The 22,609-nt window shown below is 65.6% G+C and carries 16 protein-coding genes; 7 read left to right on the forward strand and 9 right to left on the reverse strand.

Going from position 1 to position 22,609, the window contains the following annotated elements; genetic code table 11:
* The first annotated feature begins 174 nt into the window (after positions 1–174).
* The gene (locus FRZ40_RS16340) at positions 175–1,629 is read left to right on the forward strand and encodes a cobyric acid synthase (RefSeq protein WP_147234850.1); all 1,455 of its coding nucleotides are present in this window, start codon (positions 175–177) and stop codon (positions 1,627–1,629) included.
* A gap of 122 nt (positions 1,630–1,751) precedes the next feature.
* Positions 1,752–2,186: a DoxX family protein gene (locus tag FRZ40_RS16345; protein ID WP_028369332.1), complete on the forward strand. Its 435-nt coding sequence runs from the start codon at positions 1,752–1,754 to the stop codon at positions 2,184–2,186.
* 56 nt (positions 2,187–2,242) lie between these two features.
* Here FRZ40_RS16345 and FRZ40_RS16350 read toward each other — a convergent pair whose 3' ends face one another.
* Together FRZ40_RS16350 and FRZ40_RS16355 are read right to left on the reverse strand one after the other, a co-directional pair.
* Positions 2,243–3,913, reverse strand: a complete 1,671-nt coding sequence (locus tag FRZ40_RS16350; protein ID WP_147234712.1) for a tetratricopeptide repeat protein — start codon at positions 3,911–3,913, stop codon at positions 2,243–2,245.
* Between the two features lie 144 nt (positions 3,914–4,057).
* The gene (locus FRZ40_RS16355; RefSeq protein WP_028369331.1) at positions 4,058–4,477 is read right to left on the reverse strand and encodes a PaaI family thioesterase; all 420 of its coding nucleotides are present in this window, start codon (positions 4,475–4,477) and stop codon (positions 4,058–4,060) included.
* 226 nt (positions 4,478–4,703) lie between these two features.
* Here FRZ40_RS16355 and FRZ40_RS16360 point away from each other — a divergent pair, with 226 nt between their 5' ends.
* Positions 4,704–5,408: a ParA family protein gene (locus FRZ40_RS16360; protein WP_147234851.1), complete on the forward strand. Its 705-nt coding sequence runs from the start codon at positions 4,704–4,706 to the stop codon at positions 5,406–5,408.
* Between the two features lie 73 nt (positions 5,409–5,481).
* Here the strand turns inward: FRZ40_RS16360 and panD are convergent, their stop codons facing one another.
* The 4 genes from panD to FRZ40_RS16380 all read right to left on the reverse strand — a co-directional run bounded on the left by panD (position 5,482) and on the right by FRZ40_RS16380 (position 8,099).
* The gene (panD, locus tag FRZ40_RS16365; protein WP_028369329.1) at positions 5,482–5,868 is read right to left on the reverse strand and encodes an aspartate 1-decarboxylase; all 387 of its coding nucleotides are present in this window, start codon (positions 5,866–5,868) and stop codon (positions 5,482–5,484) included.
* 18 nt (positions 5,869–5,886) lie between these two features.
* The gene (panC, locus tag FRZ40_RS16370) at positions 5,887–6,720 is read right to left on the reverse strand and encodes a pantoate--beta-alanine ligase (protein WP_028369328.1); all 834 of its coding nucleotides are present in this window, start codon (positions 6,718–6,720) and stop codon (positions 5,887–5,889) included.
* Positions 6,721–7,040: 320 nt separating this feature from the next.
* On the reverse strand, positions 7,041–7,913 hold the full coding sequence (locus FRZ40_RS16375; protein ID WP_028369327.1) for a segregation and condensation protein A: 873 nt from the start codon (positions 7,911–7,913) through the stop codon (positions 7,041–7,043).
* A complete protein-coding gene (locus FRZ40_RS16380) occupies positions 7,914–8,099 on the reverse strand; it encodes a DUF3460 family protein (protein ID WP_028369326.1) in 186 nt (61 codons plus the stop codon).
* A 309-nt stretch (positions 8,100–8,408) separates the two neighbouring features.
* Here FRZ40_RS16380 and FRZ40_RS16385 point away from each other — a divergent pair, with 309 nt between their 5' ends.
* Positions 8,409–10,256 carry an autotransporter assembly complex protein TamA gene (locus FRZ40_RS16385; protein ID WP_147234713.1) on the forward strand — a complete coding sequence of 616 codons (1,848 nt, stop codon included), beginning with the start codon at positions 8,409–8,411 and terminating at the stop codon, positions 10,254–10,256.
* A 16-nt stretch (positions 10,257–10,272) separates the two neighbouring features.
* Entirely contained in the window at positions 10,273–14,538 is a 4,266-nt protein-coding gene (locus FRZ40_RS16390; RefSeq protein WP_147234714.1) for a translocation/assembly module TamB domain-containing protein, read from the forward strand.
* A 60-nt stretch (positions 14,539–14,598) separates the two neighbouring features.
* On the opposite strand, the gene FRZ40_RS16395 is transcribed toward FRZ40_RS16390, so the two are convergent.
* The 3 genes from FRZ40_RS16395 to FRZ40_RS16405 form a co-directional block, all read right to left on the reverse strand.
* Complete coding sequence (locus FRZ40_RS16395; RefSeq protein WP_167528655.1) at positions 14,599–16,530, reverse strand: adhesin; 1,932 nt, start codon at positions 16,528–16,530, stop codon at positions 14,599–14,601.
* A 340-nt stretch (positions 16,531–16,870) separates the two neighbouring features.
* The gene (gene metG, locus FRZ40_RS16400) at positions 16,871–19,051 is read right to left on the reverse strand and encodes a methionine--tRNA ligase (protein WP_147234715.1); all 2,181 of its coding nucleotides are present in this window, start codon (positions 19,049–19,051) and stop codon (positions 16,871–16,873) included.
* Positions 19,052–19,651: 600 nt separating this feature from the next.
* Positions 19,652–20,302, reverse strand: a complete 651-nt coding sequence (locus FRZ40_RS16405; RefSeq protein WP_028369321.1) for a YiaD family glycine zipper/OmpA-like lipoprotein — start codon at positions 20,300–20,302, stop codon at positions 19,652–19,654.
* A gap of 268 nt (positions 20,303–20,570) precedes the next feature.
* On the opposite strand from FRZ40_RS16405, the gene apbC reads away from it, so the two are divergent.
* Positions 20,571–21,659 (forward strand): iron-sulfur cluster carrier protein ApbC, encoded by a 1,089-nt coding sequence (gene apbC, locus FRZ40_RS16410; RefSeq protein WP_028369320.1) that lies wholly within the window; start codon positions 20,571–20,573, stop codon positions 21,657–21,659.
* A gap of 189 nt (positions 21,660–21,848) precedes the next feature.
* On the forward strand, positions 21,849–22,382 hold the full coding sequence (locus tag FRZ40_RS16415) for a superoxide dismutase family protein (protein ID WP_028369319.1): 534 nt from the start codon (positions 21,849–21,851) through the stop codon (positions 22,380–22,382).
* Positions 22,383–22,609 lie beyond the last annotated feature (227 nt).

Raw genomic sequence — 22,609 nt, forward strand, 5'->3', positions numbered from 1 at the left:
CGCGTGATTGTACCGACTGCGCCGCTTGTGCCGACTCTGCCGTTCGGGCAGCGCAGGGAGCGAGGCGCGATGGGATAATGCGGGCTTCCTTTCCTCGCGCTCGCGCACGTGGCCACTGTGTCCGATTCATTCAACGCTTCGCCCGATTCCACGGACGTGCCGCGCGGCACGCTGATGATTCAAGGCACGACTTCCGACGCCGGCAAGAGCACGCTCGTCGCCGGTCTGTGCCGTCTCGCGCGGCGCGCGGGCGTGCGGGTCGCGCCGTTCAAGCCGCAGAACATGGCGCTCAACAGCGCGGTCACGGTCGACGGCGGCGAAATCGGCCGCGCCCAGGCATTGCAGGCGGTCGCAGCGGGCATCGACGCGCATACCGATCTGAACCCCGTGCTGCTGAAACCGACCAGCGATCGCGGCGCGCAGGTGATCATCCACGGCAAGGCGCGCATGAATCTCGACGCACGCGCGTATCACGACTACAAGCCCGTCGCGTTCGAAGCGGTGCTGGAATCGTATAAGCGGCTGAAGGCGTCGTATGACACGATCTTCGTCGAAGGCGCGGGCAGTCCCGCCGAAATCAATCTGCGCGAGCGCGACATCGCGAACATGGGGTTTGCGCAAGCCGTCGATTGTCCCGTCGTGCTCGTCGCCGACATCGATCGCGGCGGCGTGTTCGCGCATCTGACGGGCACGCTCGCCTGCTTGTCGGAAAGCGAGCAGGCGCGCGTGCGCGGTTTCGTGATCAACCGTTTTCGTGGCGATGTGAGTCTGCTGCAGCCGGGGCTCGACTGGCTGGAGGCGAAGACGGGCAAGCCCGTGCTCGGCGTCGTGCCGTATCTGCACGGCCTCACGCTCGACGCCGAAGACATGCTGCCGCGCGAGCTGCGTGCCGCGCAGGCCAGCGCGGACGCGCTGCGCGTCGTCGTACCCGCGTTGCCGCATATCAGCAATCACACGGATTTCGATGCACTGCGCGCGCATCCGCAGGTCGACTTCCACTATGTGCGTGCGGGCAGCACGCCGCCGCCCGCCGATCTGATCATTCTGCCGGGCTCGAAGAACGTGCAGGGCGATCTGGCGTTCCTGCGCGCGCAGGGCTGGGATGCCGTATTGCAAAAGCATCTGCGTTACGGCGGACGCGTGATCGGTATTTGCGGCGGCATGCAGATGCTCGGTCGCGAAGTGGCGGACCCGCATGGTGTGGAAGGCGCGCCCGCGACAGTGGCCGGGCTCGGCTGGCTCGATTTCTCGACGACGCTCACCCGCGAGAAGACGCTCAAGAACGTGACGGGACACCTCGCAACGAGCGCCGCCGACGTCGCCGGCTACGAGATTCACATGGGCCAAACGCAGGGGCCCGCGCTCGACGCGCCCGCGCTGCTGCTCGCCGACGAAGCAGGCGGCCTGCGTCCCGACGGCGCCCGTTCCGCCGACGGCCAGATTCTCGCGACCTACGTGCATGGCCTGTTCGACACGCCCGCCGCGTGCGCGTCGCTGCTCGCATGGGCCGGGCTGAAAGATGCCGATGCGATCGACTATCCGGCGCTACGCGAAGCGTCGCTGGAGCGGCTCGCCGATACGCTCGCCGACCATCTCGATCTCAAACGTCTGTGGGCGTCCGTCAGCTGATTCCTTCTCAACAGGAATTAATCTAAGCCACCAACGCGATTTTTCCTACGCAGCGGTTCGAATAAAGTCCGTTCCATCGACGACGCAATCCGCGCCGTCAAACCTGATCCTGAGGAACCGACATGAACCTGACCGCAAGCAACCAAGCCAGCCTTGCCGCCACGATCCTGCGTGTCGCGCTGGGCGTGCTGTACCTGGCGCACAGCCTGCAGAAAATCTTCGTCTTCACGTTGCCCGGCACGGCGCAATTCTTCCAGTCGATCGGCTTCCCGGGCTGGCTCGGCTATCTGACGGCGTTCGTCGAACTGTTCGGCGGGATTGCGCTGCTGCTCGGCGTGCAGGTCCGCTGGGTCGCGCTCGTGCTGGTGCCGTTCATGCTCGGCGCGCTGTCCGTGCATCTGCCGAATGGCTGGGGTTTTGCGTCGCCGCACGGCGGCTGGGAATATCCGGCGTTCTGGGCAGTCACGCTCGTCGTGCAGTCGCTGCTTGGCAACGGACTGTTCGCTGTCGGCGGCGTGAAGGCGGCGTCGGTTGGGCAGGTGCGTAACGCGGCCTGAACCTGATGTGAGACGGGCATGCCGGGCGGTCAGTTACGCCCGGCATGCCCGTTTGGTCATTTCTCCAACTGTCGGAGCGCATCCGCCATGCGTTCAGCCAGTTCCCGCCAGTCGCCTGACGCTGATTGCCTGAACAGGCGCATCACGCCCGGATACCACGGCGTATCGTCGCGTTCGAGCAGCCAGCGCCAGTCGGTCCAGTCGCGCGGCAGCATCAGCCAGCACGGTTTGCCGAGCGCGCCCGCGACGTGCGCCGCCGCCGTATCGACGGCGATCAGCAAGTCCAGTTGCGCGATGATGGCCGCCGTATCCGCGAAATCGTTGATTGCCGAGCCGAGATTCACAATGGGCTGCCCGGCGGGCGGTACGGCTGCTTCGTCTTCGCCCTGGCCTTTCTGCAGGCTGAAGAACGTCACGCCGGGCACCTTCCACAGCGGCGCAAGCGGGGCGAGGCCGGGAAGCGAGCGCGTCGCATCGTGCTGGTTTCCGGCGAAGCCTTTCCAGACGAGGCCGACTTTCAGCGCGGCTTCCTTCGGCAGGTGGGCGCGCCAGCGCTCAATCCGTTCCGGCGCTGCCCGCAGATAGGGCAGCGAGTCGGGAATAGTGTCGAGCGTCGTGCCGAACCGCAACGGCAGGCTCAATGGATACGTCCAGAAGTCGTGCTGCCCGATCTGGCCGCTGTGCGTCGCGACGGCATCGACGCTGTCGAGCGTTTCCATCAGCGGCTCGAGCGGCGCCGGGCACATCAGCGTCAGATGCCGCACGCCCAGCGCCTTCAGAAGCGGCGCATAGCGCGCGAACTGCACGCAGTCGCCGTAGCCTTGCTCGTGCCACAGCACGAGCGATTTTCCTTCAAGCGGCTTGCCTTGCCACTGAGTCGTCCCGGCGGGCGGCGGAATGTCCTTCGAAGCGCGCTGCGGCGCATAGCGCGCTTCGGCGTGCGGCCAGCCTTCCGTTAGGCGGCCCTGGGTAAGCAGCAGCACGGCGAGGTTCCAGTGAGCGTCGGCGAAATCCGGCGCTAGCGCGAGGGTCTGCCCGTAGGCGGCTTGCGCTTCGTCGTAGCGGCCCGTGAGCTTGAGCGCCGTGCCCAGGTTATGCAGCGCATCGCGATGATCGGGCTGCACGGCGAGCGCCCGGCGGAACGCCGCCTCGGCCTCGGCGGGCCGCACGCTGCGCAGCAGTGCCATGCCGAGGTTGTAGAGCGCGTGAATATAGGTGCCGTCGATCTCGAGCACCTCGCGGAACACCGCGATTCCTTCTTCGAGACGGTTTTCGCCCATCAGCAGGTTGCCGAGATTGTTGCGGGCGGCGAGGGACCGCGGCTCGAGGTCGATCGCCCGTCGATACGCTGTTTCGGCTTCGCGCGGACTTGCAGTTCTCGTCAGCGTTTCGGCAAGGTAGAAATGCGCGAGCCCGCAGCGCGGGTCGATCTCGATAGCCCGACGGCTGCTTGTTTCGGCTTCCTGCAGTCGCCCGCGGCGCAGCAGCAGCTCGGCGAGACTGGCATGGAAATGCGCGTCGTCGCGCAAGGCGAGCGCGCGGCGCAGCAGCGCTTCGCCTTCGATCCACACGCCGCGCGCCGACAGCACGACGCCGAGCAGATGCAGCGCGTCGGCGTGATGCGGATCGTGTTCGAGCGTGGCGCGATAGCCGCGTTCGGCCTCGTCGAGACGGCCGGCCAGATGGGCTTCGAAGGCGGCCTGGAAGTTCGGTGGTTCAGGGGGCATGGTGCGGGGGCAGCAGAAGCGCTGCGCGACGGGCAGCGACGCACCTGATCATAATCGCCCGCTGTTCGGGCGTGCTCGCCCGATTTGTCGTAAATCGTCACATGCGCGCGAGCCCCGCGCTGCGGGCTCATGACTTCAGCGATCTCAGTACAGCACGATCTGCGTGCAGCGGAACAGCGCCATCGTCTTGCCGTTGGCATCGGCGACGGTTGCATCCCACACCTGCGTGCTGCGTCCCAGGTGTACGGCTTTGGCGACCGCGCGAATCGTTCCTTCCCGCGACGTGCCGAGGAAGTTGCTCTTCAGCTCGATCGTCGTGAAGTTGGTGGCGTTGTCGGGCAGGTGCGCGAGGCACGCGTAGCCGCAGGCCGTGTCGGCGAGCGCGACCACGGTGGCCGCGTGCAGATAGCCGTTGGGCGCGAGAAGCTCGCTGCGCACGCCCAGTTCGGCCGTCAGCGTGCCTTCGTCGAGCGCGAGGACGCGCACGCCCAGCAGACCGGGCAGGGAGCCTTTCTGGCGGTCGTGAAGGCGGTCGATCGTGTACTCGCTGCGCAGTTTGCTCATGGTCATGATTCTCGAAAAAAGGGGCTGGAAGCGTCCCTCAGGCGCGTAGGGACTTCGGCCGGACGGGTTTTGCCGATATTATCAACGCCTGGAACGAATGGGCCACGCCGCGCGCACGGGCTGCCGCAACAAGGATCAGCCGTCGCAGCGAGCGCCGTGCGCGGGCGGGCCGGAAGTCGAGCGGCAAACCGGCTGGCCAGCGCCAGCCTTCTTCCCGGGAGAATTCATGACGGTGATCGTGATAGCGAATCCAAAGGGCGGCGTGGGCAAGAGCACGCTGTCGACCAATCTGGCTGGCTACTTTGCGGCTGAAGGCCAATGGGTCGCGCTCGCCGATCTCGACCGGCAGCAGTCCGCGCACGCATGGCTCGATCTGCGTCCGGAAACGCTGCCGGCCATCGAAACCTGGCAGGTCGATCCCGACGCCCCCATGAAGCCGCCCAAGGGCCTGGAACAGGCCGTGATCGATACCCCTGCCGGGCTGCACGGCAACCGGCTGAACGTCGCGCTGTCGCTGGCCGACAAGGTGATCGTGCCGCTCCAGCCGTCCATCTTCGATATTCTCGCAACCAAGGAATTTCTCGAGCGGCTCGCGAAGGAAAAGGCCGTGCGCAAGGGCGCAATCGAGATCGGCGTGGTCGGCATGCGGGTGGATGCGCGCACGAAGTCGGCCGACCAGCTGCATCGCTTCGTCGAAGGACTCGATCTGCCCGTGCTCGGCTATCTGCGCGACACGCAGAACTACGTGCAACTGGCGGCGCACGGCCTGACGCTGTGGGACGTCGCGAAGAGCCGGGTCGAGAAGGATCTGGAGCAGTGGGAGTCGATCATCGCATGGGTCAACGGGAAGGGCCACGGCGTCAAAAGCGAGAGCGCCAGGGCAGAAAGCGGCAAGGCCGCGAACGGGAAGGGCGGAAACAAAAAGGGCTGAAGGCGCGCGGTTCACGCGCAGCTTCAGCCCCCATGGCGCCGGCCGCCGGGCGAGACCCCGACAGCCGCGGCGCTCAGGTCCAGCTTTGCGTCGGCACGTGATCGCGGCTGCCCTTGATGACGTTGTTCTCGTCGACGAACACCAGATCCGGCTTCCAGCCTGCCTTGAGCTCCTCTTCGTCGACGTTCGCGAACGCCGCGATGATCACCAGATCGCCCAGTTGCGCGCGCCGCGCCGCCGAGCCGTTCAGCGAGATCATGCCGCTGCCGCGCTCGCCCTTGATCGCGTACGTCGAGAAGCGCTCGCCGTTGTTGATGTTCCATATGTCGATGCGCTCGTTTTCGACGATATTCGCCGCTTCCAGCAGGTTCTCGTCGATCGCGCACGATCCTTCGTAGTGCAGTTCGCAGTGCGTCACCACCGCGCGGTGAATCTTCGACTTCAGCATATTGCGTTGCATGGCTAGTCCTTCCGGCCGTCAGATTTCGAGGTTGTCGATCAGGCGCGTCGCGCCGAGCTTCGCCGCCGCCAGCACGACGAGGGGTGCATCCACTTCCTGCGCGGCGGGCGCGATCAGGTTTGCGCGCTTGCGAATCGCGATGTAGTCCGGCTTCCAGCCGCGCGCGGCGAGCGACGCCAGCGCTTGCTGCTCGAGCTTCGCGAAGTCGCGGTCGCCCGCCAGCACGGCCTGACGCACGCCTTGCAGCGTCGCCGCGAGCATCGGCGCTTCCGTGCGCTCCGTTTCCGTCAGATAGCGGTTGCGCGAGCTGAGCGCGAGGCCGTCCGTGTCGCGGATGGTTTCGGCCGCGATGATGTCGGTGGGTATCGCGAACTGCTCGGTCATCGCGCGCACGATCATCAGCTGCTGATAATCCTTCTTGCCGAACACGGCGACTCGCGGCTGCACGCACGACATCAGCTTCATCACGACCGTGCACACGCCCGTAAAGAAGCCGGGGCGGAACTCGCCTTCCAGAATGTCGCCGAGATCGTGCGGCGGGTGTACGCGGTATTCCTGCGGCTGCGGATACATGTCGCGTTCAGTCGGCGCGAACAGCACGTAGACGTTTTCCTTCTGCAGCTTCTCGATGTCCGCTTCGAGCGTGCGCGGGTACTTGTCGAAGTCCTCGTTCGGGCCGAACTGCAGCCGGTTCACGAAGATGCTCGCCACGACGGGATCCCCGTGCTGGCGCGCGAGGCGCATCAGCGACAGATGGCCCTCATGCAGATTGCCCATCGTCGGCACGAAGGCGGTGCGGTTCTGGCCGCGCAACTGGTCGCGCAATTCCTGGATCGAACTGATGACTTTCATGATCGGGCGATGTTGGGAGTCACGTGGAGCGCCGACGGGCGGCAGCGTGGCTCGCGGTTGTCTCGTTCACGCGACGAAGCGCGCGGTTGCGGGAAAGTCCACGCGAGGCCGGGAGCGGCCATTCGCCGGACGGGCCGTCCTGGGACGGCTTCAAAGCGCCGGATTGTAGTGGATTTATTGTCGCGCTGCACCGATTCCGGGCGGCGGGGTAAACGCCTGGAATCCCGCCTGGAATCCTGGATAGTGGAGCGGTTTGCCGATGCGTGAGGGCGCATTGCCATGGGGTCGTGCAACGATTTGCCCGCACGCCCGGCGGCCCGTCAGGCGGGCAGATAGGCCAGCCGCACGTAAATCGGCGCGAACGGCTCGGCTTGCGTGATCTCGATCAGCGATTCCCGCGACAGCTCGAGCATCGCGATGAAGTTCACGACCACGACGGGCACGCCGCGCGTCGTATCGAACAGCTCGGAAAACTCCATGAAGCGCGCGTTCTGCAGGCGGCGCAGGATCACGCTCATGTGTTCGCGCACGGACAGTTCCTCGCGCGAAATCTTGTGATGCTGAACGAGCTTGGCGCGCTTGATCACGTCGGCCCACGCGGAACGCAGGTCGTCCGTGTCGACGTCGGGAAAGCGCGGCGTGATGCTTTGCTCGATGTACACCTCGGCGCGCAGAAAATCGCGCCCGAGCTGCGGCAACTGGTCGAGGCGCTGCGCCGCGAGCTTCATCTGCTCGTATTCGAGCAGGCGGCGCACCAGTTCGGCGCGCGGGTCTTCCGCCTCCTCGCCCGTATCCGCCTTCTTCACGGGCAGCAGCATGCGCGATTTGATCTCGATGAGCATGGCCGCCATCAGCAGATATTCGGCGGCGAGTTCGAGATTGGTCTTGCGCAGCTGGTCGACATAGCCGAGGTACTGGGCCGTCACATCGGCCATCGGAATGTCGAGCACGTTGAAGTTCTGCTTGCGGATCAGGTACAGCAACAGGTCCAGCGGGCCTTCGAAAGTCTCCAGAAAGACTTCGAGCGCGTCGGGCGGAATGTACAGGTCCTGCGGCAGCTTGAAGAGCGGCTCGCCGTACAGGCGAGCGAAAGCGATGCCGTCGACGGTGTTGGTCGTCGAGTCGGTGGCGGGCGTGGCGAGCGCTGCGTCGGACTGTCCCGATGCGGCGCGGGCCTCGTCGGCGGTGGTCACTTAGAAGTTCTGGTAGTAGACGTACGAGGTCTGCTTCACGCGTGCTTCCTGGTTGGACGCGCGTTCGTCGAGGTCGATCGGCTGCTTGTCCCACAGCAGGGCGCGGCCGCGGCGCTGCTCGTCTTCCAGAGTGGGCTTTTGCTGCTTCAGTTGATTCAGGAACTGCGTGATATCCGATTGATACATGGCTCGACGTCCGTGAATGAAGATGACGGCGCCCGGAAGGTCGGTCTGAGGCGGGGCCGCTGGTGCAGAACGGGATTTTACCGCAAGCCTGCGCGAGCCAAGTGAAAAGTCAGCGGAACCGCGCCCGGCGGGCGGCGTCCAAGGCGGGCGCGCGTTTTGCGTTGCAGGCGCGGCACCGCGCCCGGTGCGGCGCGTGCCTGTCGAGTGCGCGTCGCCGCCGATGTGTTCAAATAGCGCTCGGTCCCCCGCGCCGTGCCGGCGCCGGGTGTCGGCATTCTTCAACAACGTCAAAAGAGCCGGAGGTCGTGTTTGGCGGGTTGGGCCATCGAGCGGCCGTGCAGGCGCCGCAGCGAAAGCAACGTGACGGACGGCCGCGCGATGCGGCGGGCATCGTTTGCGACGATGCTGCTGCGCGCCTGTCTGTCGTGCGGGTTCTGCGCGCTGCTGCTCGTGACGACGCACGCATGGGCCGCGCGCGCGAAGCCGACGTACAAGGTCGACGTCGAAGCCGAACCGCGCTCGCTGCGCAAGCTGCTCGAAGAGCACCTGGACATTTCCCGCTTCGCGAAACGCGAGGACATCAGCCCCGAGCAGTTCGACTTCCTCGTGACGGCGACGCCGCAGCAGGTGCGCGATCTCGCGTCGACGGAAGGCTATTTCACGCCTGTCGTGCGGACCGACGTCCGAACCATCGACAACAAGAAGGTCGTGCGCGTATCCGTCGATCCCGGCACGCGCACGACCATTTCCTCGGTTTCGCTGTCGTTTCGCGGCCCCGTGCTGACGGAAGACCCCGAGCAGGAAAACAAGACCCGCTTCGCGTTCTCGCTGCACGAAGGCGATCCGTTCACGCAAGGCGACTGGGATGACGCGAAGGACGCGTCGCTCAAGGCGCTGCAGTCGCGCCGCTATCTGGGCGCGAAGATCTACCGCTCGGAAGCGCGGATCGATCCGCGCACGCATGACGCGAAGCTGTCCGTCACCTACGACAGCGGTCCGACGTTCACGATGGGTGCGCTCGACGTATCGGGCCCGCGGCGCTATCCGGAGCGCATCATCGAGAACGTGAACCCGATCTCGCCGGGCGAAGTCTACGACGTGCAGCGTGTGACCGAACTGCAGCGCCAGTTGCAGAACACGCCGTACTACGCAAGCGTTGCGATCGACGTCGGCAACGACACCGAAAAGCCGCTCGAGACACCCGTCCACGTGAAGGTGAGCGAGTATCCGTACAACAGCGTGCGCGGCGGCGTCGGCTATTCGACGGACACGGGCGCGCATATCCAGGGCTCGTATTCGTATCTCGACACGTTCGGCGCGGCGTGGCCGTTCACCGTCGCGGGCCGGCTCGACCAGATCCAGCAGTACGGCCAGGTGACGCTCGCGATGCCGCCCGGCCAGCGCGGCTGGACCAACAGCGCGCTCGTGTCGTACACCAGCACGAACGTGTCCGATACGCGAATCTACAGCTTGCGCGCGGGCTTGCAGCGTACACGGACGTCGCAGTACATCGACTACGCGTATTCGCTCCTCTACTACCAGGACAGGCTGGATCAGAACACCCAGGCGCCGACCACGAGCCGCGCGCTCGTGCCCGCGTGGTCGTGGACGCGCCGCAATACCGACGACCCGCTGTTCCCGCGCTCGGGCAATCTGATCCACGTCGAGGCGGGCTTTGCCGTGAAGGGCGCGCTGACCGACCAGACCTTCATCCGCGGCTATGCGCGCGGCCAGCAGTACCTGCCCGTCGGCGCGCGCGACCTGATCCTGTTCCGCGCGGAGCTGGGCGGCGTGTTTACGAGCGGGCCGTCGAGCGGCGTGCCCGCCTCGCTGCTGTTCCGTGCGGGCGGTTCGAATTCGGTGCGCGGCTACGGATATCAGAGTATCGGTAACAACGTCGGCGGCTCGATTCTGCCGACCAAGTACCTCGTGACGGGCACCTCCGAATATCAGCACTGGTTCAACCGCGACTGGGGCGCAGCCGCGTTCTTCGATATCGGCACGGCCACAGACGCGTGGGGCGAAAAGGTTTTCTATCCGGGCGTCGGCGTGGGCGCGCGCTGGCGCAGCCCCGTCGGCCCGGTGAATATCGACATCGCGTACGGCACGCGCAACCGCAGCGTGCGGCCGTATCTGACGCTCGGCATCGCGTTCTGACATCACTACTTAGAGCATGACGACGGACCCATCCGCGAATTCACCCGAGAACACGTCTGGCGGCACGCCGCCCGGCGAGCCGCCGCGCGGGCCGGAGGGTTCGGACACGCCGCCGCCGCGCAGGCCGCGGCGAAGGCTGTGGAAGGTGATCGCGTGGGCGATCTTTGCGCCGCTGATGATCGTCACGCTGATCGGCGGCGCGCTGTACGGCGTCGTGGTCACCGAGCGCGGCACCGCGTACGCGTGGCAGGCAGCCGTCAAACTGCTGCATGGGCAGCTCGAAGGCAAGCTTGACGGCGGCTCGATCGCGACGGGGCTGCATATGCGCGACGTGCGCTGGCGCAGTCTCGACGGCAGCGGCACGGATATCCGCATCGACCGTATCGACGCCCGCTGGGCGCTCGACGACAAGCCCTGGCGGTTCGTCGTCGATTACCTGCACGTGGGCACCGTCGACGCACGCATCGCACCGTCCACGTCGAAGTCCGAGCCGATGAGCTTGCCGAAGGATCTGCGCCTGCCGCTGCAACTGGCCGTGCGCGATCTGAGCGTCGAAAAGCTCGTGCTGCACGAAGGCGCGTCGACGTCCGAGTATTCGCGTCTGCTGTTCCACGGACGCAGCGACGGCCGTCATCACGAGGCTTCCGTCGATCGCCTCGACACGCCGTTCGGTTCGGTGACGGCGGCGGCGAAGCTCGACGGCATGCGGCCGTTTCCGCTGACGGGCGACGCCGGCTATTCCGGTAAGGTCAACGACGAAGCGGTGCAGGTGCGCGCGCATCTGTCCGGCTCGCTCGAAACATTAATCGCCGAACTCGATGCAACCGGGATGAAGCTGACGGGGCACGCGCGCGTCGAGGCGACGCCGTTCGCGGAGGTGCCGCTGCAGCGCGCGACGCTGACATTCGATCACGTGAATCCGCAGGCCTTCGCGCCGGGCGCGCCGTTCGCGGATCTGGCCGTGCGCGCGGAGTTGCAGCCGGTGCAGCGTGACGCGGCAGGTGGCGTGACGGGCGCGACGGACGTGGCGAGCTTCGCGAGCGCCGTGGTGGCGGCCAGCACCGCTTCGGGGACGCGCGCCGCGAGTGCGGCGAAACCGGGCCGCGCGGCAAGCGGCGCGGTTCCGGCCAGCGCGCCCGCGGCCCCGCCGCAAGCCAAAGCGGACGCCGGACATCGCGCGCCGGGTTTTGCGGTGCGAGGCCAGGTGTCGATCGTGAACGCGAAGCCCGGCGCGATCGACGAACATCTGCTGCCGCTGATCGACGCGCGCGCCGACGTGCAGCTCGACGCGAAGGCGCAGCGCATCTCGAACCTGAACGTGCGCCTCGTCAAGGAAGCGACGATAACGGGCGGCGGCGCGCTGACGGGCAAGCGCGGCCAGTTCGACCTGAAGGTCGCGAAGCTCGATCTGAATGCGCTGCAGTCGAGCGTGCTGCCGACGCAGTTCGCCGGTCCCGTCTCGATTCGTCTGAACGACGACGTGCAGAGCGTCACGCTCGATCTGAACGATCCGAAGGCGGCGCTGCGCGCGCAAGGCAAGATCACGCTCGACCGCGCACGCACGAGCTTCAACGACGTGCGCGTGAGCGCAGGCAAAGGTCGCATCGACCTGAACGGCGCGATCAAGCGCGATGCCAGCTCGACTTACAACCTCAAGGCGACGCTGACCGATTTCGATCCCTTGGCGCTGACGTCGCAGAAGCCTTCGCGCACGGCGGCGCCTGTCAAAGCGGGCTCTGCGACAGAAAAGGGAAAGCGCGCCCAGACAGACGCGGCGAAAGCACCGTCGAAAGCCCCTGTTTCGCGCAAGATCGAAGCGCGCGTGAACGGCACGCTTACGGCATCGGGCTTGCTCGCGCCGACGTTCACGACGAAGGCCGAATTCAAGCTCGGTGAAAGCGTGTACGACGGCCTGCCGATGACAGGCAGCGGCACCATTCAGCTGGCCGGCTCGCGCATTCTGCCGAGCCGCGCGAACCTGTCGGTGGCGGGCAATCAGGTCGATCTGCAAGGCAGCTTCGGCGCGCGCGGCGACCGGCTGCGCTTTCATGTCGACGCGCCGGAACTGGAACGGCTCGGCTTCGGCCTCGCCGGTCTCGTCGCGGCGCAGGGCGACGTGACGGGCACGTTCGAACATCCGAACGTCGCGCTCGACTACAAGGCGGACAGCGTCGTGTTCGGCTCGAACAAGGTCGGTCACGCCGAAGGTCACGCCGAGCTGCGCGACGGCGCCAACGGCGCGATGAACTTCACGACGGACGCGCGCAACGTCAGCACGGCGGGCGTCGAACTGAACACGCTCACCGCGCGCCTGAACGGCACGCGCGCGAAGCACACGCTCGATGCCGCCGCGACAGGCATGCTGCAGGGCCGGCCGCTCGATCTGGCCGTGGCCGCGAACGGTAAGCTCACCGACGCGCGCGACGGCACGCACTGGGACGGCACGGTGACACGCCTGTCGAACAAGGGCACGCCCGCGCTGAACATGGAGACGCCGCTCACCGTCAGCGCCGGCGGCGGCCGCGTGACGCTCGGACCGACGCGGCTCACGCTCGAAGGCGCGGTGCTCGATCTGAAGTCGTTCGCGCTCGATCGCGGCCGCATCCGCTCGGCGGGCACGCTGACGGGCGTATCGGTGGCGCGCATGCTGGAGCTGCGCCAGGAATTGACGGGCGTGCCGTCGACGCTCAAGACCGATCTCGTGTTCGACGGCAACTGGGACTTCGCGCTGGCCGACACGGCGACGGGGCATATCGAATTGAAACGGCGCGCCGGCGACATCACGATCGAAGTGGGGCGCGGCTTCGCGCCGCTCGGCATCACCGATATCTCAGCGCGCGCGGACTTCAGCGGCGGCAACCAGCTGAATGCAAGCGTGCATGCGCAGGCGAGCCGCATCGGCGTGATCGATGCGTCGGCGCACACGGCGCTCGTACCGCGCGACGGCGTGCTGGCCATCAACGACGAAGGCCCGCTGACGGGCACGATCAACGCGAATGTGCCGTCGCTGAAGACGACGGGCGGACTGTTCGGGCCGAGCTATCTGCTCGACGGTCATCTGGCGCTCAAGCTCGCGCTCGGCGGGACCGTCGCGAAGCCGAATCTGTCGGGATCGCTGGTCGGCGACGGCATTTCCGCGACGCTCGTCGATCTCGGCGTGCAACTGAAGGACGGCATCGTGCGGATCGCGCTGTCCGAAAACCTGGTCGATTTCCAGCAGGTCGAGTTTCACGGCGCGACGGGCACGCTGCGCGCGTCGGGACGCGTGCGGCTCGACAACGCCGAGCCCGATCTGACGGCGAGCATCGTCGCCGACAAGCTCGAACTGTTTGCATCGCCAGACCGGCAGCTGACGATGTCGGGCAGCGCGAGCGTCGCGAACGCGGGCACGCAGGGCGGTCTCGCGATCAACGGCAAGTTCGTCATCGATCACGCGCTCTTCGACATGCCCGACAAGTCCGAGCCGCGGCTGGGCGACGATGTCGTGGTGGTGCGTCCGGATGGCTCGGTGGCGAGCGGCAAGCCGCAGGAAGTCGGCAATTCGAACAAGCCGGTCGGGCCGTTCGCGCCCCGGGCGAACATCGACATCGATCTTGGCCAGAGCTTCCGTTTCCGCGGACAGGGCGCCGACGTCGGCCTGCGCGGCACGATCACCGCGCTCAGCGCGCCTAACCTCCCGCTGCGCGCGGTCGGCAACGTGCGCGTGACGGAAGGCTCGACCTATACGGCGTTCGGCCGGAAGCTCGGGATTGAAAACGGCTTCTTCACTTTCAACGGGCCGGTTGCGAATCCCGGCATCAACATTCTCGCGATGCGGCGCAACCAGCAGGTCGAAGCAGGCGTGCAGGTGACGGGCACGATCCAGGCGCCTGTCGCGAAGCTGGTGTCGGAGCCGAGCGTGCCCGATAACGAAAAGCTCTCATGGCTTCTGTTCGGCCACGGCACGGATCAGGGCAACAACGTCGGTCAGCAAAGCACGATGACGACGGCGCTGGCGCTGCTGGGCAGCGCCAGCGGCAAGCGGATCGCGCAGGAATTCGGACTCGACGAATTCTCGATCGGCCGCAGCGAAGTGGGATTGACGGACCCGCAGGTCGTGATGGTGTCGAAGGCGATCAGCGAATGGCTCGTGATCGGCTACGAACAGGGATTGCAGTCGTCAAGCAACGCGATCAAGGCGACGGTGAACCTGACGCGCTACTGGTCGGTGGCTGCGTACGGCGGCACGTTCCAGGGGATGGACCTGCAGTACACGCGGCGCTTCGACCGGCTGCGATGGTGATGCAAAAAAACCGGCGGGCGAGCGCCCGGCCGGTTTCTGTTGGCAGTTGAAAGCGACGCGTTACTTCGAGCTGACGCGCGATGTGCCGTTCGTCTGCGTGCCGGGGCGCGGCTTCGCGCGCGGTTGTGTCTGCGACTGCGCGTTGACCAGCGCAAGCACATGGCGGCCGAACGCTTCCGGCCGTCCTTCGAAAATCCGCTCGACGGCCTTCTTCTCGATCATCTGGCGACGCAGCGCTTCGCGTTCGTCGTGCTGGGTCGCGAGGCGCACGCCGGCGCGCACGAATTCGTCGAGCGAATGTGCTGTCAGCCACGCGGGCATGCCGGCGCGTTCGAAAAGACCGCTGTCGATGTGCTCGAACACTTCGCGGCCGCACAGATTCACGCCCGGCAAACCGAGCGTGAAGGCGTCGACGATGCCATTCGTGTTGCCGAACGGGAACGGGCTCACGAACATGTCCATCACGTTGATCACCTTCAGATACGTGCTGTAGGACAGACCGCCGTACACGAGCACGTTGCTGCGCGGCAGCGCGGATTCGATCAGCTTGCGCACATAGGCAATATCGAGACCTTCGGCCCACGACGTCATGAAGTGGAAGCACACGGGAATCCCCGCCGTTTCGATGATTTGCCGGCAGGCGTCGAGAAAGCGCGGGTTGAGCTTCATCGCGCTCGCGGTCACGGCGATGTTGAGGTACTTGCCGCGCTCGGGCACGCTCGGCGTGATATCGGTCAGCAGCTTCGACGGCACGTAAGGCTGGCCGTCCTTCGGCAGGCGCATCAGTTTCTCGCTGAAGCACGCGGGATCGCCGACGAAATCTTCCTCGACGCTCACGTAGTCGATGCACGCGGCGTGCATCGTCGCGGGATGGCCGAGCGCGGCGATCTGCAACGGCGCCACGCGCACGTTAGTCATGAAGATGGTGTGCGCGAACATGCCGACGCTCGGCATGTAGAGGACGGCGGGGCGATTCTCGCGCGCGAAGTTTTGAATCTGGCGCACGATCTCGCCGACATACTCGGGATGCTCGAACGCAATGAAGCGGTCGAACACCTCGCGTCCCGCGGCGTCCACGTGCTGCTCTTCGCCGAACGCGACAACTTCGAAGCGTTCGCGCGCGGCGAGCATCGTGCGCGAATGCGTGCGGTAGATCGAATGGCCGCCGTTGAACCATTCGAGCACGACGATCATCAGCGGCTTGCGTTTTTCGCGCGTACCGCCCGCTTCCTGTGAAGCGGCGCGGCCGACTTCCGCTTCGTGTGCGAGCAGCCCGAGCGAGTCCAGCTTCTTGCGCACCAGCTGGCTGATGCCGCGCTTCATCGCGTGCCGGTTCGGCAGGTCCGAGTAGCTGCAATGCATGTACGCGCCGCACACGGCGGAACCGGGCAGATCGTCGAGATCTTCGATGGATTCGAGCGCGCGCGGCAACCATTCGATCATGCGCTCACGTTTCGCGTGCGCGGCTGGCGAGATCACCACGGCGGACCCGACGACCGACATGCCGAGGCTCGTCGCCAGCACGGGCTCGCTCTGCGCGAGATCGGCGAGGTCGATGTCGTATTCGGATTCGACGGTGTACAGCACGATCTGTTTTCTGATCAGCGCCTGTCTCTCATCGGGATCGTGCGACTGGACCGAATGCGCGAGCAAGGCGCGCAGGATGTGATCCATGCTGCCGTACGACGAAGCGACGAACAGCATGTTGAGCCAGTGACGGGCCGAGAAAAGCTGATTGAACTGCAGGTCGTTCAGTCTGAAGTGCGGATCTGCGAGGAGGGCGGTGATCGCGTCGGCGATGCGCTGCAGCGTCGAGGCCGCTTCTTCGCTCGCGGGGCGGGTGGGATCGGCGAATGCCAGATCGACACCCGGCAGCCGGCTGCGGTTCGAAATGAAGGTATTGATCAGCACGACCAGCGCTTCATGCGCTGCTGCGTAATCGCGCGAGGCGACGAGGGTTTCGAACTGCTCCAGGGAGAATTCAGTGCTCATGTCAGTCATCGTGTGAAGGCGGCTCGAGTCTCGTCGAGCGCGTCGTGTCAACAGGGGAAGCGGGCGGCTCGGTGCGCGAGACCTGGCGGCGCGTGGGACGCCGTCGAACCAGCCGCCGTGATGTGCGCGTCGTCAGCGGACCGGATTGCTGACGTGCGTGTCACAAACAGGTCTCAATTTTCGAAGAATTTCTGATGAATGAATCTAGGAGCAGTCTTATTTTGAGAAAGGAAGCGGCCGCGAATCGGCCGCAAAACGGCGCGCATAGGCGAAAAAAAAGCACGTCCGAAGACGTGCTTTTTTGGTCGGCGGCGAGTGCGCCGGAGCGTGATTGCGCGCGTTACTTCACGCGCATACCCGGCTTCGCGCCGCTGTCCGGTTCGAGCACGTAGATGCCCGGTTCGGCCTTTTCGTCCGCTGCCGATGCCGCGAGCACCATGCCTTCCGACAGGCCGAATTTCATCTTGCGCGGCGCGAGGTTCGCGACCATCACGGTCAGCTTGCCGACCAGCTGGTCCGGCTGATACGCCGACTTGATGCCCGAGAACACATTGCGCGTCTTCTCTTCGCCGACGTCCAGCGTAAGTTGCAGCAGCTTGTCCGAGCCTTCGACCGCTTTGCAATCGACGATCTTCGCAATGCGCAGATCGATCTTCGCAAAGTCGTCGATCGTGATGATGGCGCTGTCGTCGGCCTTCGCCGGCGCGTCGCCGTGCGCGTGGGCCGTCGCTTTCGCGTGCGCCTTGGCTTTGGCCTTGGCGTCGGCTGTTTGCGCTTCGGCGCCAGCGGCCGGTTGCAGCGAGCCCCGGTTCGCGGCCAGCAGCGCTTCGATCTGCTTCGGATCGACACGCGTCATCAGGTGCTTGTACGCGTTGATCGCGCGCGTCGAGGTCAGCGGCGCCTCAGCGTCCGTCCACTTGAGCGGTTCGATGCCGAGGAACGACTCGGCGGCCTCGATGACCTTCGGCAGCACCGGCTTGAGCGCCAGCGACAGCAGGCGGAACGCTTCGAGCGACACGCTGCAGGTTTCATGCAGCGCGACGGCGTTTGCCGGATCCTTCGCCTGATCCCAGGGCTTGGCCGTGTCGACGTACGCGTTCACGGAGTCCGCGAGTTCCATCGTCAGGCGCAGTGCACGGCCGTAGTCGCGCGCTTCGTAGTGCGCGGCGATCTGCGGAATCGCGCTGCGCAGCGACGCGAGCAACGGATGCTGCATCGCGCTGTCCTGCACGCGGCCGTCGAAGCGCTTGATCAGGAAACCCGCCGCGCGGCTCGCGATGTTCACGTACTTGCCGACGAGATCGCTGTTCACGCGTGCCTGGAAGTCTTCGAGGTTCAGGTCGATGTCTTCCATCGTGCTGTTCAGCTTGGCCGCGAAGTAGTAGCGCAGCCATTCGGGGTTCATGCCCGTTTCGATCACGCTGTTGGCCGTGATGAACGTGCCGCGCGACTTCGACATCTTCGCGCCGTCGACGGTCAGGAACCCGTGCGCGAACACGTTGGTCGGCGTGCGATGACCCGAGAATTCGAGCATCGCCGGCCAGAACAGCGTGTGGAAGTACAGGATGTCCTTGCCGATGAAGTGGTACTGCTCGGTCGTCGCGCTTTTATTCGTCCACGCGTCGAAATCGAGGCCGCGCTTTTCCGCGAGGTTGCGGAAGCTCGCGTAGTAGCCGACGGGCGCGTCCAGCCACACGTAGAAATACTTGCCCGGCGCACCGGGAATCTCGAAGCCGAAATAGGGCGCGTCGCGCGAGATGTCCCAGTCGGCGAGCTTCGCTTCGCCCGCGTCGCCGAGCCATTCGCGCATCTTGTTGGTCGCCTCCTGCTGCGCCAGACCGCCGACCCAGCCGCGCAGGAAGTTCTCGCAGCGCGGATCGGACAGCTTGAAGAAGTAGTGCGTCGACGTCTTCTTGATGGGCGTCGCGCCCGACACGACGGAGTACGGATTGATCAGCTCAGTGGGCTGATAGGTCGAGCCGCACACTTCGCAGTTGTCGCCGTACTGGTCCTTCGCGTGGCACTTCGGGCACTCGCCCTTGATGAAGCGGTCCGGCAGGAACATTTCCTTGACGGGGTCATACGCCTGCTCGATGTCGCGCGCTTCGATCAGGCCGGCCGCCTGCAGCGCCGTGTAGATCGATTCGGACAGCACGCGGTTCTCGTCGGAATCCGTCGAGTAGTAGTTGTCGAACGAAATGCCGAAGTTGTCGAAGTCGCGCTTGTGTTCCTGCCACACCCGGTCGATCAGCTGCTTCGGCGTGATGCCTTCCTGCTCAGCCTTCAGCATGATGGGCGTGCCGTGCGTGTCGTCGGCGCCGACGTAGTAGACCTCGTGCCCGTGCATTCGCAGCGCGCGGACCCAGATGTCCGTCTGGATATATTCGACCAGGTGGCCGATATGGATTTGCCCGTTCGCGTACGGCAGGGCAGACGTGACGAGGATCTGGCGGCGGGCCTGCGGCGCGCCGGCGGCGGTGAGGTCCGCGGATTGAACCGCGGTGGCGTCGGTTGCTGACATGTGGGTTCTATGAACTGGCGGAAGTACGGGCGGCCGTCACGACGTTCGACGTCGGCGGACGGCGCTGCGCCCAGGACTGCACGCGCGGTTGTCCGCTCATGCAGCTCGGGTTGTCGAACGCGGCGGCGCGGACTTTCGTCGCGGGAAACCGGCCCGAACCGTCGATTTTACCAGCGTGATCCGTCGAAGGCAGCGCGTATGCGTTGTGTGAGCTGCGTCACGTGCGTCACGTTGCGCTGGCAGCCATCGTGAGGCAAACGCGGATGGGGGACGCGTTGCTCGAGGCGGACGCGCCGGAAGTGGTTGCCAGGCGGTTGGAATGCGCCCAAAACAGCAGGCAAAAAAAACCGGGGCTATGGGCCCCGGAGCAACAACGACAAGAGGAGAATGGTGACGCGGCGGCGTCGCCGCACACGTACCGTAGAGACAGACCGCGGATTTTCACAAGAGTTCGAAAATTTTTTCGATTGGCTTGTGAGACTCGCCACACGGCGGTTTGCAAGATGCTGCCGGGGCCTGCTGGCCGAGCGGCCGACCCGTGTTCAAGTCTGCCGAACGGTCTTCGACGACTGGTCGCGAAGACCGTTCTTCCCCAGGAGCTTATTGCGCGTGCTGCGCCGTTGCGCGCAGGTAAATTTCGACGCGACGGTTCTGCGCGCGGCCCGCTTCCGTGTTGTTGTCGGCGACCGGCTGGTTCGCGCCCATGCCCGTTGCCGACAGGCGCTGCGGCGCGACGCCGTCCGTTGCGAGTTGCTGCGCCACGCTCTGCGCGCGGTTGACGGAGAGTGTCTGGTTGTACGCCGGCTGACCGGTGCTATCCGTGTGGCCCACGACTTGCGCGACCACTTCCGGGTTCTGGTTCAGCGTCTGCGCAACCTGCGTCAGCACGGGAGCGAACGACGGCTTGATTGCGTAGCTGTTGGTGTCGAACGTGACCGAGCTCGGGATGTTCAGCTTGAGCGAGCCGTCCGGCTGCTCGGTGATCTGCGTGCCCGTGCCCTTGGTCGCGCCGCCCAGCTTGTTCTTGATGTTCTGCCAGTTGTAGCCGGTCACGCCGCCGACTGCCGCGCCGACGCCTGCGCCGATCGCCGCGCCCTTGCCGCCGCCGAAGATCGCGCCGAGCGCGGCACCCGTGCCCGCGCCGACGCCCGTGCCGACAGCCGTGTTCGTGCCTTGTTCGGTCGCGCAGCCGCCGAGCAGCGCACCGACAAGCGCCAGTGCCGACAGGCGGGTCATGATTTTTGCATTCATACTGGATCCTCTCTTGAATAAACGACGACGGATGCAAGGGTTCGCGAAGCGCGCCGACAGCCGGAAGGGTCTTCCGGCAAGCCCCGGCGCCAGCCACTACAATGACGACTGAGCTGGCGGCGATTCGGCCCTATTGCAAAACTTGCGCGGCAAAGCGTGCCAATGAGGCAGGTTTTAAGCAATGCCGGCTAACAATTTCTTTCAATATTTCAGGCGCGTGGCGCAGACTTCGATCACGCACCGCGCCAGGCGTTCCCACGGAGACTCAATGAGCATCGATCGGGCTTTGGTCGACGCGGCCCTCGCGGCCATCAACGACCCCAACACCCAGCGACCCTTCGCGGCAGCGAAGAACTTCAGGAACATCAACGTCGATGGTGCCACGGTCAGCGTCGACGTGGTACTCGGCTATCCGGCCAAACGTCAGTTCGACGCAATCCGCGTGCTCGTCGAGAACGCGCTGCGCGCGGTGCCTGGTGTGGCCGATACGCGTGTGCAGGTGTCGCAGGACATCGCTGCGCATACCGTGCAGCGCGGCGTGAAACTGTTGCCGAACGTGAAGAATATCGTCGCCGTCGCGTCGGGCAAGGGCGGCGTCGGCAAGAGCACGACGGCCGTCAACCTGGCGCTCGCGCTCGCGAGCGAGGGCGCGTCGGTGGGCATACTCGACGCGGACATCTACGGTCCGTCTCTGCCGATGATGCTCGGCATCGAAGGCCGCCCCGAGTCGCCCGATGGCCAGTCGATGAACCCGATGGCGGGCCACGGCGTGCAGGCTAACTCGATCGGTTTTCTGATCGAGCAGGACAATCCGATGGTGTGGCGCGGCCCGATGGCCACCTCTGCGCTCGAGCAGCTGTTGCGGCAGACCAACTGGAAGGATCTCGACTACCTGATCGTCGACATGCCGCCCGGCACGGGCGACATCCAGCTGACGCTGTCGCAGCGGGTGCCCGTGACGGGCGCCGTGATCGTGACGACGCCGCAGGACATCGCGCTGCTCGACGCGAAGAAGGGCTTGAAGATGTTCGAGAAGGTCGGCATTCCGATCCTCGGCATCGTCGAAAACATGGGCATGCATATCTGCTCGAATTGCGGCCATGAAGAGCACATCTTCGGCACGGGCGGGGCAGAGCGCATGTCGAAGGAATATGGCGTCGACGTGCTGGGCAGCCTGCCGCTCGATATCTCGATTCGCGAGCAGGCCGATTCGGGCCAGCCGACCGTCGTCGCGGCTCCCGACGGCCGCGTCGCGGAGATCTACCGGACGATCGCGCGCAAGGTCGCGATTCATATCGCCGAACGCTCGCGGGACATGAGTTCGAAGTTCCCGACCATCGTCGTGCAGAACACATAACCCGCGTGATCCGGCGACGCTGCGCGGACCTCGAAGCGCCCGCTCAGCGCGCCGCATGAGATAACCGAACAAGTCTTCAGGGGCGGGTAGAAAGGGGTCTGAATGCGCCCCTGCTCGCGGTATCATGTCGGCTTCATCAGGTCCGGCAACGCGGTCGCGGGGACGGCCGGCGCTCGACAAGAGGATCGCATGAGAAAACGAATCGGCGGCGAGGCGATCAAGACCATCGTCGTCCTGGCTGCGGCCAGCGCCCTGCTGTCAGGGTGCATGGGCTTCCTGAAGCCACAGGAGAAACGCGCGGACGCGCAACTGCTGCCGACGCTGGGCAACCAGACGCGCGGCATGGTCACGTTCATCGAGCGCGCGGACGGCGTGCAGGTCACCTACAACCTCACGGGCCTGCCGCCGAACAGCGATCACGCGCTGCAGGTCCACGAACGCGGCGACTGCAATTCTGCGGATGGTTCGGGCGCGGGCGCCGTGTTCGCGCCGGCTGCGGAGCGCCTGAAGTCGGGGGCGCGCGTCGAAGGCGATCTCGGCAATATCCACGCTGATGCAGCGGGCGTCGCGGCGGGCTTCATCGTTGCGCCGGACGTGTCGCTCGACGGCGTGCGCTCCGTGCTGCAACGCGCCGTGCTGCTGCACCGCGACGCCTCCGACCCCTACGCCTATCCGCAGCATGGCGCCGGTCCCGCCCTCGCGTGCGGGCTGATCCGCCAGTAAGCGCGCCGCTCGCGCACCGCGGCTGCTCTGCTGCCCAACTTGTCTTGCCAATCGTTTGCGTCTTGCGCAAAAGCCAGTTCTTCTTCCTGTTTCCGCTTCCAGATCCGTGCTCATCCGCTTTGCATCGTCGAGCGCGGCTTCCGCGTTTGCGGCACTCGCGCGCGGCGTCCGTCGACGCGATTCAACCCGCATCGGGCACGCCCGCCGTGTTCGCGTAAAATAAGTGC

The organism is Paraburkholderia azotifigens, from assembly GCF_007995085.1.
GTDB classification, from domain to species: Bacteria; Pseudomonadota; Gammaproteobacteria; order Burkholderiales; family Burkholderiaceae; genus Paraburkholderia; species Paraburkholderia azotifigens.

Coding starts and splice junctions, on each gene's coding strand:
- FRZ40_RS16340 (WP_147234850.1), top strand. CDS start 175: ATGATTCAAGGCACGACTTCCGACGCCGGCAAGAGCACGCTCGTCGCC.
- FRZ40_RS16345 (WP_028369332.1), top strand. CDS start 1,752: ATGAACCTGACCGCAAGCAACCAAGCCAGCCTTGCCGCCACGATCCTG.
- FRZ40_RS16350 (WP_147234712.1), bottom strand. CDS start 3,913: ATGCCCCCTGAACCACCGAACTTCCAGGCCGCCTTCGAAGCCCATCTG.
- FRZ40_RS16355 (WP_028369331.1), bottom strand. CDS start 4,477: ATGAGCAAACTGCGCAGCGAGTACACGATCGACCGCCTTCACGACCGC.
- FRZ40_RS16360 (WP_147234851.1), top strand. CDS start 4,704: ATGACGGTGATCGTGATAGCGAATCCAAAGGGCGGCGTGGGCAAGAGC.
- panD (WP_028369329.1), bottom strand. CDS start 5,868: ATGCAACGCAATATGCTGAAGTCGAAGATTCACCGCGCGGTGGTGACG.
- panC (WP_028369328.1), bottom strand. CDS start 6,720: ATGAAAGTCATCAGTTCGATCCAGGAATTGCGCGACCAGTTGCGCGGC.
- FRZ40_RS16380 (WP_028369326.1), bottom strand. CDS start 8,099: ATGTATCAATCGGATATCACGCAGTTCCTGAATCAACTGAAGCAGCAA.
- FRZ40_RS16390 (WP_147234714.1), top strand. CDS start 10,273: ATGACGACGGACCCATCCGCGAATTCACCCGAGAACACGTCTGGCGGC.
- FRZ40_RS16395 (WP_167528655.1), bottom strand. CDS start 16,530: ATGAGCACTGAATTCTCCCTGGAGCAGTTCGAAACCCTCGTCGCCTCG.
- metG (WP_147234715.1), bottom strand. CDS start 19,051: ATGTCAGCAACCGACGCCACCGCGGTTCAATCCGCGGACCTCACCGCC.
- FRZ40_RS16405 (WP_028369321.1), bottom strand. CDS start 20,302: ATGAATGCAAAAATCATGACCCGCCTGTCGGCACTGGCGCTTGTCGGT.
- apbC (WP_028369320.1), top strand. CDS start 20,571: ATGAGCATCGATCGGGCTTTGGTCGACGCGGCCCTCGCGGCCATCAAC.
- FRZ40_RS16415 (WP_028369319.1), top strand. CDS start 21,849: ATGAGAAAACGAATCGGCGGCGAGGCGATCAAGACCATCGTCGTCCTG.